Origin of the sequence: Ferruginibacter sp. SUN002 (genome assembly GCF_050611725.1) — a bacterium.
Taxonomy (GTDB): domain Bacteria; phylum Bacteroidota; class Bacteroidia; order Chitinophagales; family Chitinophagaceae; genus Ferruginibacter.
Genome location: NZ_JBODJB010000001.1, coordinates 955,740 through 967,611 on the forward strand (window position 1 = coordinate 955,740; position 11,872 = coordinate 967,611).

Consider the following 11,872-nt stretch of genomic DNA (forward strand, 5'->3'; position numbering starts at 1 on the left):
CAATTTTTGTGCTTTCGTAATTATAGCTTTCTGTTAAGATATGAACTATAGTCGGGAATATCAACTTCGTAATCATTCAGCATTAAAGGCGAAGTGAAAATAAAATCAGCCGTAGTTCGGTCACAAGCCATTAAAATATTCCAGGCAACACCGACCCTAAGCAAAGCTTTTACATCGCTGTCATGCGGTTGCGCTTGCATAGGATCCCAAAAAAATATCAAAACGTCTATATCACCTTCTGCAATCATGGAGCCGATCTGTTGATCTCCGCCTAACGGACCACTAAGTAGTTTTGTAACGGGACGATCCAATTGTTCCTCCAACAACTTGCCTGTGGTTCCGGTTGCAACCAATTCATGCCTTGCTAATGCAGTTTTATTGTGTACAGCCCATTCGATCACATCCTTTTTTTTGCTATCATGTGCCACTATCGCAATTTTTTTTCTACTACCCAGTTTTCTGATATTTGCCATCTTTAGTTATGTTATTAGTTCGTCTAAACACCGAATCGGGCATAAAAGTAGTATTTAACTGTATTAATTTGCAATTAACCTTGCCAAACGGCTGAAATAGCGTACCTTTGCGGCTTCAAAAAAGCTACATGAGTAGAGCTACAAAAAGGGCAAATTATTAGCTGCCACTTGGAGTTTGAAGCTTGAAGCTAAAAATTTTACAATGAATATTAGAAACATCGCCATTATTGCACACGTAGATCATGGCAAAACAACGCTGGTAGATAAGATTCTTCACAGCACCAATACCTTCCGTGAAAACCAGGAAACAGGAGAATTGATCATGGATAACAACGATCTCGAAAGAGAAAGAGGTATCACAATTTTCAGTAAGAATGTATCGGTTACATATAAAGGAGTTAAGATCAATGTGATAGATACTCCGGGTCACAGTGACTTTGGCGGCGAGGTAGAAAGAGTATTAAAAATGGCTGATGGCGTATTGCTGTTGGTAGATGCGTTTGAAGGCCCTATGCCACAAACACGTTTTGTATTACAAAAAGCGTTGCAATTGGGCTTACATCCGATTGTGATCATCAATAAGGTTGATAAAGAAAACTGTCGTCCTGATGAAGTGCATGATGCAGTTTTTGAATTGTTCTTCAATTTAGATGCTACGGAAGAGCAACTTGAATTCCCTACTATTTATGGAAGTAGTAAGCAAGGTTGGATGAATACGAGTCTGACACCTACAGAAAATATCCTGCCTTTAATGGATGCTATCCTTGAATATGTTCCGGAACCTAAAGTAAATGAAGGAACTACTCAGATGCAGATCACATCTTTAGACTACTCTTCTTTCTTAGGAAGAATTGCAGTAGGAAAAGTTGCCCGTGGATCTATTAAAGAAGGGCAGAACATTGTGTTGGTGCAGGCAAGCGGTAAACTTTTAAAATCGAAAGTAAAAGAATTGTACACTTTTGAAGCCTTGGGTAAAAAGAAGGCAACAGAAGTTTTTGCAGGAGATATTTGTGCAATTGTTGGATTGGAAGAATTTAATATTGGAGATACGATCTGTGATGCGGAATTTCCGGAAGCACTACCCGTAATCAGTGTAGATGAGCCAACCATGAGCATGATGTTTAGTATTAATAACTCACCTTTCTTTGGTAAAGAAGGTAAGTTTGTTACTTCACGTCACTTGAGAGATCGTTTATTTAAAGAAACAGAAAAGAATCTTGCACTACGTGTAGAAGATACCGATGGAGCGGATAGTTTTATGGTGTACGGTCGTGGTATCTTGCATTTGGGTATTTTGATAGAAACTATGCGTAGAGAGGGTTTTGAATTAACAGTGGGTAATCCGCAGGTATTGATAAAAGAGATAGATGGGAAAAAATGCGAACCTTATGAAAACTTAGTGGTAGATGTTCCGTCTGAATACAGTGGTAAAGTAATTGATCTTGTTACTCAACGCAAAGGCGAAATGTTGATCATGGAGAGCAAAGGTGAAATGCAACATCTTGAATTTGATATCCCTTCACGTGGGTTGATTGGTTTGCGTAGCAATATGCTTACGGGTACTGCAGGCGAAGCTGTAATGGCTCATCGTTTTACAGAATACAAACCATGGAAAGGAGTTATTCCGGGAAGAAACAACGGTGTATTGCTATCTAAAAATACCGAAAAAACAACCGGATACTCTATTGATAAATTACAAGACAGAGGTAAATTCTTTGTTGATCCGGGAGAAGATGTATACGCAGGACAGATCATAGCAGAACATATTAAACCGGGAGACCTGAATGTAAATGCTACTGAACCTAAAAAGTTAACCAACCATAGAGCCAGCGGTAGTGATGATGCATCACGTATTGCTCCCAAAACTTTAATGACATTGGAAGAATGTATGGAATACATTCAGCAGGATGAGTGTATTGAGGTTACACCAAAATCAATCCGTATGCGTAAGGTTATTTTAAATGAAGAAGAACGTAAACGTGTTTCCAAATCAATGGGAGCTGAAGCATAGTATTGAATTTATAAAATTGAAAATCCTCCGATAGCCGGGGGATTTTTTGTTCATGGTCTATGGTCAATGGATAAATACTCCATTCAAGCTTAAAAAACTTTCTCTAATTTTACATTATATAAATGAAGAAAGCTTCCATCATATTACTGCTAGTCATTGTTCATATTGTTTTACTACAATACAACTCATTGGCACAATGTGCACTCTGTACTAAAACCGCACAGCAACTTGGCGAAAAACCTGCATTAGGGCTCAATCAGGGAATTCTTTATTTAATGTTCATGCCGTTTGTTGTTGTAGGTGTTATTGGCTATAAGTGGTGGAAGAACAACAGAGATACAAATCAATAAAGCTCTATAAAACGGTACAGATTAAAATCGTCTCCGGCTTTTTCTATTTTATTTTTCAATTCAGCCTTATCAATATCACTCATTCTTTTTTTCTGAATTAATTGATATGCTTTTTCTGCAAGCAACCAACTTTTGTATTCGCTGTTGTGATGAACAGGATTTAAGATAGCCTTGTATAATTCGTTGATACCGGTTTTTTGCGAAGCAATTGTTTTTAATACCGGAATAGGATTTTCCTTTTTGTGAAAAGCGGGAGCCAACATTAACCTTAAATTTTTTACGAATGTATCTGCTTCAGAACGATCGGCTTTATTTACAACAAACATATCAGCGATTTCCATTAAGCCGGATTTCATTGTTTGTATTTCGTCACCGGCTTCAGGAACTACTACTACTACAGTTGTATCCGCAAGGCCAGCAATTTCAATTTCACTTTGCCCTACGCCAACCGTTTCAATAATGATGTGATCAAAATGCGCTGCTTTCAACAACTCTGTTATTTCAATGATCTTCGGATGCAATCCGCCAAGCGAGCCTCTGGTAGCGAGCGAACGTATATAAACATTTGGGTTATTGTACCATTCGCTCATGCGAATTCTGTCGCCGAGCAATGCGCCTAAATTAAACGGAGAAGAAGGATCAACACAAAGCACGGCAACTTTTTTGTTGTCTTGGATCAGTAAACCTATTAAACCATCTACCAGTGTGCTTTTACCGGCTCCCGGGGGGCCCGTAACTCCAACAATATGTGTATGACCAATCGGTAATGATCTTAATAATGCCTCATAACCTTCTGCTTCATTTTCTATCAAAGAAATGCTTCTGGCCAAGGTTTTAAAATCGCCTGATTGTAATTTTTCAATATGTATTTTATCGAGAGGCATTGTTATTCGTGTTCGCTATTTTATCTCCTGCATATCAACCAGCTTTTTGTAAAAGCCATTTTTTTCTATCAATGATTGATGATTGCCTTGTTCAATAATTTCACCGTTTTGTAAAACAATGATCTCGTCGGCATTGCTAATGGTACTTAGTCTGTGTGCAATAACGATAGAGGTTCTGTCTTTCATCAAATTATTGATAGCATCTTGTACCAGCCTTTCGCTCTCAGTATCTAAAGAAGATGTTGCTTCATCCAAAATTAAGATCGGCGAATTTTGAAGAACAGCTCTGGCAATGGTTAAACGTTGTTTTTCACCACCGCTTAATTTAGTTCCTCTGTCACCGACATTTGTATCATAACCTTCTTCTTTACGGGAAATGAAATTATCGGCATTGGCCACTTTCGCCGCATTGATTATTTCATCTTTTGCCGCAAGTGGTTTTCCCAACGCAATATTATTACTGATTGTATCATTAAATAAAATCGGCTCCTGCGTAACAAAGCTCATTTGATTGCGTAAAGATTCAATGGTATACTCTTTGATGTTCTTCCCATCAATCAAGATCTCTCCGCTTGTAACATCATGAAAACGTGGGATCAGGTCTACCAATGTACTTTTACCGGCACCCGATGAACCAACCAGTGCAATAGTTTTTCCTTTTTGTATAGTGAAATTGATATTCTTTAATACTACTTTGTCATCGTATGCAAAGTTTACATTTCTGAATTCAATACTTTGATTGAATTCTCTCATTTTGATCGCATCTGCTTTTTCTTCAACAATAACAGGAGCTTTAAGTACTTCTTCAACACGTTCCAATGCTCCCATACCTCTTTGAATATTAGCTATAGTGCCGGAGAGATTTTTTGCAGGATTGATCAACATTGCAAAGCTTAAAATAAAAGCTATCAGACTGCCTCCGCTAAGACCGCTGTCACCCATAAAAACCAATCTGCCACCGGCATATAAAATAATACACAATACAGTTACACTTAGCGTTTCTGTTAAGGGGCTTGCAAGATCTTTTCTGAAAGACATTTGGTTAGCGATCTGTACCACCTTACTGTTTGCTTCGTTAAATTTTTTAATCATTTTACTTTCAGCGGTAAATGCTTTTATTATCTTGATGCCTCCAAGTGTTTCTTCAATATGACTTAAACTGACACCGGTTGCTTGAGATGCTTTGGAAGATTTCTTCTTCAAACTTTTACTGATTCTGCCAATGATCAATGCGGTGATTGGGAGCATAAGCAATAAAAAAAGTGAAAGCTTCGGGCTAATAAATATCATGGCGAATAAAAAACCGATGATCGTCAGTGAGTCTTTTATTAAACCTTCCAAAGATCCAATAACATAGCTATGTATCTCATTCACATCACCGATCATCCGATTCATAATATCGCCTTTTCGCTTTGCAGAAAAAAAACTTAGAGGTAATTCAAGTATCTTATGATACAATCTCATTCTGAAACTCGAAAGAATATTGTTGCGTACAGGAGTGGAAGTATAGGACGATAGATACAAAAAAAGATTTTTCAAAAAAGTTGCCCCAATGATGATCAAACACATTATGGTTAAGGCATAAACTTTAGAATTGTTATTGATCAGGTCCTGAAAAAAAAATTTCAGTCGACCCAATGAATCAATATGGTTTGAATTCCCTAAAAATAACAATTCAAGAAACGGAGATAACATGCCAATGGAAACCACCGAAAAAACCGTGGCCAGTAACACAAACAAAATATAAGTGATCAGTTTGTTTGCAGGTATATGGATGTACCGAAGTGCCTTAAAAAAATTCTTCATATCAAATTGCTTATCTGTATACAATTGTACAGATTTGCAAAAATACGAAGTTCGGCTGTGGACTAGGGAAAGATTTTGATGAGTAGTAGCTGAGTAGTATTAGGGTAGTTTTGTTAATCCATTTTTGCAGGCGAAAAAGCCCAGTTTCATTTTCGGGTACATCATTGTCTCAAAGTTTTTTCGTTCCATTTCACGGTTAAAACGCTCTTCGTGATATAAATGGTAAACAATGGAGCTGAACTTCATTGAATGGAATGTTGCGCCGGAAGCTTCTAGTCGCCATTCTATATCAGAATCTTCGCCGGCACCCGGAGCTATGTAATCTTCATCAAATCCGTTGATAGTGGTTAAGCTTTTTTTAGCAATACCCATATTACAGCCAAGTAATCTCCCTGATTTTTTCTTCTTGAGTTTCTTTGTAAGTAAAGGTAGATATAACCCTTCTTCAACACGTTGGCAGCCCGTCAACAATAAGTTTAAAAAGTTAAGCGCTCCTAAACGTTTATTTTTTAAAAGTAGCTGAGTTATTTTCTCACTCAGTTTCACTCTTCTTCCAAACAATACATCGCCGCAGCTTTTTTGTTTTATATACTGTTTTATAAAATGTTTGTGAGGGATGCAATCTCCGTCAATAAAAATTACAAGATCTGTTGTTGCAGCATTTACAGCTTTGTTCAATGCTTTACATTTTCTGAAACCGGTATCTTCCTGCGACAGATGTATGATTGGGAAGTTTAGTTGCTTTCGCTGCTGATCAATAAAATGAACTGTTTCAATAGCGTCATCATCTTCCGAAATAATTACTTCAAATTCTCCTTTTGCAGACTGCCTGTTTAACCCAAGCAGAATTAATTCCAAGTTGGGAATGTTTTTGTAGTACGATATTACCACGGAAGCCTGCATGATTTTTTGATTTTTATAAATGTTTGAACAGTTCGATATATTTATCCGTCTGGCGTTTCATATCATGATTACTCTCTACATAGTTGAATGCATTGCTGATATATTTTTCTCTTTGTTCCGGATTGTCGAGAACCGTTTCTATGCCATTCGCCAAAGCCTGTCCATTCCTGATCTCACAAAGAAAACCTCTTTCATCTTTTAGTAGATCGGCAAGTCCGCCGGCATTGGTAGATACAACAGGAACTTTGTTGATGAAGGCATCCAATACGCTGCTACCCAACCCTTCTTCTTCTGATGACATCGTAAAAATATTAAATGAAGGAAAGAACGCCTCTACATTTTCAACGAATCCCATCAGAATATAGGTTTGTTGCAAATTGTATTCATTGATCTTTTGTGCTACAACATCTTTTAAGTTTCCAACACCAAAATGAAGAAAGACTATGTCGTTTCTTTTTTCAGATAATATTTTTATGGCTTCAACCATTGTAAGCGGATCTTTGTCACTTGCAAGAGCAGAAGTAGTGGCTATGATATATTTGCCGGCAATATTTAACGATGATAAAATTGCTTTTGCTTTTGTAGTGTCTAAATCTTTCTTCACAATGATCGATGAGATCATTTCTACATCCGTTCTTCCGGTAAACTCGGTTACAGTTTTTTGTATTGCATTGCTGATAGCAATTATCCTATCGGTAAAACGATATTTCAATTTTGTAAGAAAACCTTTCTGAATAAAATTTACTCTTCTGGTAAACAATACTTTTTTTCCGTGAAAGAGTTTTGTAAAAATGCAATAGGTTAATATTTGAGATGCTTGCGCATGGATAAGATCATACTTTCTTCCTTTACCGATGAGAAAAAATATTACACCTAAAGTTGAGTCAAAAGCATGTGTAACAAAGCCTTCCTGTTTAGCCTTAGCTTCAAGCTGAGAGCCTTTTCTGCATACCAGATGTGTTGCTATGCCGGCATTTCTGAACCCGATCATGGTGAAAATGGTTTGCCTTTCGCCACCTCTCCATCCACTTTCAAAATTAAGTTCAAGAATTGTCATTGCTAAAAAATTAAACGCAAGATAAATAACAATGATGGTAGAAAGTAAAAATTATCAGGTTGCGGTACATTGAGTTTTATTTACTTTGCAATTGTATATGACAAATTTTATTCCCATATTTCCGCTTGCTATTGTAGTGTATCCAGGCGAAGCTCTGAACCTGCATATTTTTGAACCGAGATACAAGCAATTGATTCAATATTGTATTGATAACAAGAAACCATTTGGCATTCCGTCGGTGATAAATAATCATGTAAATGAAATGGGCACTTTACTGGAAATAACGGAAGTGTCGAAAGTATATGACAATGGCGAAATGGATATAAAGACCAAGGGTATAAAAGTTTTTCGGATACTCGAAGTAGTGAAAGAACTTCCGGATAAATTATACAGCGGCGCAATTGTCAGCTATCCGGAAAACATCCGAAATGGCAGCAAAAAAATAATGCAAAAGCTTATTGATAGCACAAGACAGCTGCACGAAACACTAAAAGTAAGTAAGGATTTTAAAGAGGCAGATGCAGATCTAACCAGTTACGCAATTGCTCACCATGTAGGGTTATCTTTACAGCAGGAGTACGAGCTGCTTGGTTTGATGGAAGAAATTCAACGGCAGGAATATTTAAAGCGCCATTTGAAAAAAGTTTTACCTGTAATGAATCAAATGGAAACGTTAAAAGATAGGATACAATTGAACGGACATTTTAAAAATTTAGAAGGATTTGATATTTAGTATATAGTTTTCAGTTTATAGTTCTTAGTTTGACGTTGGCTTTAAATGTTGAAAAGAACACGATATAACTGAGAACTACAAACTATGCACTACAAACTATGAACCAAACAACACTTTGTCTCGATTTTGGTAACTCCCGTTTAAAATGCGGTGTTTTTGAAAATGATGTTTTCAAAGAAGAGATTGTTTTACCTAGCGATAGTAATGAAACCATAGAAAAATTGATATTCATCACTAAACCACAAAAGTCAATTCTATCATCTGTAATTAAACACAATCCGGAAATCGAAACAACCTTATCTAAAGCAACTAAATTTCACAAACTCTCACATCTCACAAAACTAAATTTCACTACAGCAGTAAGTAAGCCTGAAACGATCGGTGCAGACAGGTTGGCTTTGATGGCCGCTGCCGTGCACTTCTATCCAAATAAGAATAATTTGGTCATTGGTTTGGGTAGTTGTATTACCTACAATTTCATCAATCAACAGCATCAGTTTCTTGGCGGAGCTATTTCTCCGGGTACTCAAATGCGATTTAAATCAATGAACGATCATACCGCTTTGCTGCCATTAGTGGAAAAAGACTGGAATTTTCCCGTAATTGCATACGACACTAAAACTAATTTACAAAGTGGTGTATTAGCGGGTATTTCCTTTGAAATAGACGGTTTCATTGACTATTATGCCGCTAAATACGGGAACTTTAACGTGGTTTTAACCGGGGGGGATGCCGGGTATTTTGCCGCACGGCTTAAAAACAAGATATTTGCGGACTTAAATTTTATTTACAAAGGACTGTATGCACTCAGCGAAACTAACAATGGCTAAATATCTTTCTCTCTTTATAATTGCTCTCGGCTTTCAGCTTACAGCTTTTTCTCAGGAAAATTCACCTTATTCAAGATACGGACTTGGTGATCAGGCGCCGGATCATAATATTGTAACCAGGGGAATGGGAGGTATTTCAGCAGCGTATGTGAGTCCACGTTATGATAGCGCAAGAAACGGTAAAAATACTCAGGTGATCAATATGAATGCTCAGAGTATCAATTACATCAACCCGGCTACATATTCTAATTTTTATCGCAATACAATTTTTGATCTTGGTGCAGAAGTTGGCTCAAGAAAATTAAAAAGCATCAATCCGGTAAAAAATTTCACATCTACCAATGCATTGTTTTCTTATATGCAACTTGGTATTCCGATAAAAATGAAAAAGGCAAACAAAAAAGATATTTTTCTTGGTGTGAATATTGGTTTGAAGCCCGACACAAGAGTTAACTACAAATTAGCTCGGTTTAAAAGGGAGGTAGATAGTCTGGTGATCTTTGAAGAAGGTTCCGGCGGAACTAATGAAGCTTTTACAGGTGTTGGGTTATCTATAAAAAACTTCAGCATTGGCTTTAACATCGGCTATAAATTTGGTACTAAAGATTCCAGCAGTCAGATCACCTTTCTGAATGATACCATTGCATATTACGAATCTAATGCTTCAACCAAAACAAATTTCGGCGGCTTACTTTTTAATGCAGGTATCCAATACAAATTTAAATTAAAAGATAGTAGTGAATTTCGAATAGGCGCTTACGGTAGTCTTAAACAAAAATACTCAGCGAGTAAAGATGTGATCAGAGAAACGGTAAGCTATGATGCGGATGGAGCTTCAACTCGTATTGATAGTGTGTATGAAAATAATATCAGAGGTAATGTTGTTTACCCTTCGAATTTCGGTGTGGGGGTAACGCTCCAAAAACAGCATTGGTTGTTTGGTGCCGATTTTGAAATGACCAATTGGAAGGAATTTCGTTTTTATGATAAAGCGGATTTCACAGACAATAGCTGGAAACTTAGGGTAGGAACAGAATATTATCCAGCCACCAATAAAACCCCATTGAAAAAATATTTTAATTTTGTAAGATATAGAGCCGGATTTTATTACGGCCCGAATGCTGTTAACTTAACAACCGTTCCGGAGTACGCATTTACTTTTGGCGCTGGATTTCCGCTTAAGTTACGCAGAGGTTTTTATGATGATCAAAACTCAATGTTGAACACTGCTATTGAGATTGGCAGCAGGGGCGATAATAAATCGAATTTGAAAGAAAATTTTTTCAGAGTTTCTTTTGGCGTATCTCTTAGCGATCTTTGGTTCAGAAGATATAAATACGATTAAAAATTATATTGTTGTACCTACAAACAAAATATAAACCGTTTTTTATCATTACAGCTTTAGCAATGAGCTGTATTTTTTTTTACGGCTGTAATGAGCAAAAAAAGAAAGGAAAGTTTTCTAAATCGGAGAGAGCCGGAGTAGAGCAGGCTACAAATGTTACGCTTAACTATTCTATTGGCGGCAATCGAAAAGCGGTACTGACCGGTCCTTTAATGTTTAGAGTGCAGGACACAACTTCTTATATTGAATTCACCAAAACCATCCATGTCAATTTTTATAATTCAAGAGACAGTATTGAAAGCAAGTTGGATGCCCGATATGCAAAATATAAAGACAACGAAAATATTGTTTTTCTTAAAGACAGCGTGAGGGTTGTAAATGTGCAAGGAGATACTTTGTTTTGCGATGAATTGTATTGGGATAAGACAAGGCTTAATCAGGAATTTTATACAGAGAAGCCGGTGAGAATAAGAACACGTACACATATTATCAACGGAATAGGAATGGATGCCCGTCAGGATTTTAAAGAATGGCATATTGTGCAATCAACTGGTTTTGTAAAAGTGCCTGCATCGGAATTTCCGAATTAAACGGTCGGACTCGACCATAAATTTGTAATGAGTAAAATAATAATCTACGGCATACCCAACTGCGATACTGTAAAAAAGGTTTTTAACTGGTTCAAAGAAAATAAGATCGATTTCGAATTTCATGATTATAAAAAATCTGGAGTGTCCAAAGAAAAGCTAACTAACTGGTCTAAGCAGGTGGGATGGGAAACGATATTGAATAAAAAAAGCACTAGCTGGCGGGAATTGTCTGCCGAAATGCAGTCAAAAGTCACGAATGCAACTGAAGCCATTAAATTGATGATGCAAAACAACAGCATCATTAAACGCCCTGTAATAGAGCAAGATGAAACAATAATTTTTGTTGGCTTTGATAAAACAAAGTATGAACAAAAACTGTTGTAATTTCGCTTAAAATTATTTTACAATAAAATCAATCAATAATGAAACGTAATGCAACAGCCGTATGGAACGGCACCGGTAAAGAAGGAACAGGACACCTTACTACACAAAGTACTGTATTGGATAAATCTCAATACTCTTATAATACTCGTTTTGCCGATGGGATCGGAACTAATCCGGAAGAATTGGTTGCAGCTGCACATGCAGGTTGTTTCAGTATGAAATTGAGTTTTATATTGAATGCCGCAGGATTTACTGCAGATGAAATAGTAACTAAGTGTGAGATCACTTTAGACAACGGGGCGATCACAGAATCTCATTTGATCGTTTCTGCAAAAATTCCCGGTATTAGTAAGGAGGTTTTTGATGCTTCGGTTGCAGATGCAAAAGCAAATTGCCCGATATCAAAGTCATTGAATACAAATATTACGCACGAAGCAGTGTTGTTATAAACTGTTAGTTTAGAGAGTTTGGGGGTTTAGAAAGTTTAGTTCTAAACTCCTAAACAT

General features: G+C 36.9%; 13 protein-coding genes. 8 read left to right on the forward strand and 5 right to left on the reverse strand.

Annotated elements, in window-relative coordinates:
• Positions 1-20 precede the first annotated feature (20 nt).
• Complete coding sequence (locus ACQ33O_RS04215; RefSeq protein ID WP_430994311.1) at positions 21-473, reverse strand: methylglyoxal synthase; 453 nt, start codon at positions 471-473, stop codon at positions 21-23.
• A gap of 202 nt (positions 474-675) precedes the next feature.
• Here ACQ33O_RS04215 and typA point away from each other — a divergent pair, with 202 nt between their 5' ends.
• Together typA and ACQ33O_RS04225 are read left to right on the forward strand one after the other, a co-directional pair.
• Entirely contained in the window at positions 676-2,484 is a 1,809-nt protein-coding gene (gene typA, locus ACQ33O_RS04220; RefSeq protein ID WP_430994312.1) for a translational GTPase TypA, read from the forward strand.
• Between the two features lie 122 nt (positions 2,485-2,606).
• A complete protein-coding gene (locus ACQ33O_RS04225) occupies positions 2,607-2,834 on the forward strand; it encodes a hypothetical protein (RefSeq protein ID WP_430994313.1) in 228 nt (75 codons plus the stop codon).
• Here the strand turns inward: ACQ33O_RS04225 and meaB are convergent.
• The 4 genes from meaB to ACQ33O_RS04245 all read right to left on the reverse strand — a co-directional run bounded on the left by meaB (position 2,828) and on the right by ACQ33O_RS04245 (position 7,484).
• Positions 2,828-3,718 (reverse strand): methylmalonyl Co-A mutase-associated GTPase MeaB, encoded by an 891-nt coding sequence (gene meaB, locus ACQ33O_RS04230; protein ID WP_430994314.1) that lies wholly within the window; start codon positions 3,716-3,718, stop codon positions 2,828-2,830. The two genes, ACQ33O_RS04225 and meaB, sit on opposite strands and share 7 nt — an antisense overlap.
• Positions 3,719-3,733: 15 nt before the next feature.
• Positions 3,734-5,524, reverse strand: coding sequence for an ABC transporter ATP-binding protein (locus tag ACQ33O_RS04235; RefSeq protein ID WP_430994315.1), 1,791 nt, complete (start codon positions 5,522-5,524; stop codon positions 3,734-3,736).
• Between the two features lie 99 nt (positions 5,525-5,623).
• Complete coding sequence (locus tag ACQ33O_RS04240) at positions 5,624-6,427, reverse strand: glycosyltransferase (RefSeq protein ID WP_430994316.1); 804 nt, start codon at positions 6,425-6,427, stop codon at positions 5,624-5,626.
• Positions 6,428-6,440: 13 nt separating this feature from the next.
• Positions 6,441-7,484, reverse strand: coding sequence for a glycosyltransferase (locus ACQ33O_RS04245; RefSeq protein WP_430994317.1), 1,044 nt, complete (start codon positions 7,482-7,484; stop codon positions 6,441-6,443).
• Positions 7,485-7,581: 97 nt separating this feature from the next.
• Between ACQ33O_RS04245 and ACQ33O_RS04250 the strand changes: the two genes are divergently transcribed.
• The 6 genes from ACQ33O_RS04250 to ACQ33O_RS04275 all read left to right on the forward strand — a co-directional run bounded on the left by ACQ33O_RS04250 (position 7,582) and on the right by ACQ33O_RS04275 (position 11,815).
• A complete protein-coding gene (locus tag ACQ33O_RS04250) occupies positions 7,582-8,217 on the forward strand; it encodes an LON peptidase substrate-binding domain-containing protein (RefSeq protein ID WP_430994318.1) in 636 nt (211 codons plus the stop codon).
• Between the two features lie 98 nt (positions 8,218-8,315).
• The gene (locus ACQ33O_RS04255; protein ID WP_430994319.1) at positions 8,316-9,047 is read left to right on the forward strand and encodes a type III pantothenate kinase; all 732 of its coding nucleotides are present in this window, start codon (positions 8,316-8,318) and stop codon (positions 9,045-9,047) included.
• Complete coding sequence (locus tag ACQ33O_RS04260) at positions 9,040-10,392, forward strand: hypothetical protein (RefSeq protein WP_430994320.1); 1,353 nt, start codon at positions 9,040-9,042, stop codon at positions 10,390-10,392. The genes ACQ33O_RS04255 and ACQ33O_RS04260 overlap by 8 nt, the downstream gene beginning before the upstream one ends.
• Positions 10,393-10,403: 11 nt before the next feature.
• Positions 10,404-10,982 carry an LPS export ABC transporter periplasmic protein LptC gene (gene lptC, locus ACQ33O_RS04265; RefSeq protein ID WP_430994321.1) on the forward strand — a complete coding sequence of 193 codons (579 nt, stop codon included), beginning with the start codon at positions 10,404-10,406 and terminating at the stop codon, positions 10,980-10,982.
• Positions 10,983-11,009: 27 nt separating this feature from the next.
• Positions 11,010-11,366 carry an ArsC family reductase gene (locus ACQ33O_RS04270; RefSeq protein ID WP_430994322.1) on the forward strand — a complete coding sequence of 119 codons (357 nt, stop codon included), beginning with the start codon at positions 11,010-11,012 and terminating at the stop codon, positions 11,364-11,366.
• Between the two features lie 38 nt (positions 11,367-11,404).
• Positions 11,405-11,815 carry an OsmC family peroxiredoxin gene (locus tag ACQ33O_RS04275; protein WP_430994323.1) on the forward strand — a complete coding sequence of 137 codons (411 nt, stop codon included), beginning with the start codon at positions 11,405-11,407 and terminating at the stop codon, positions 11,813-11,815.
• The last annotated feature ends 57 nt before the right edge of the window (positions 11,816-11,872 follow it).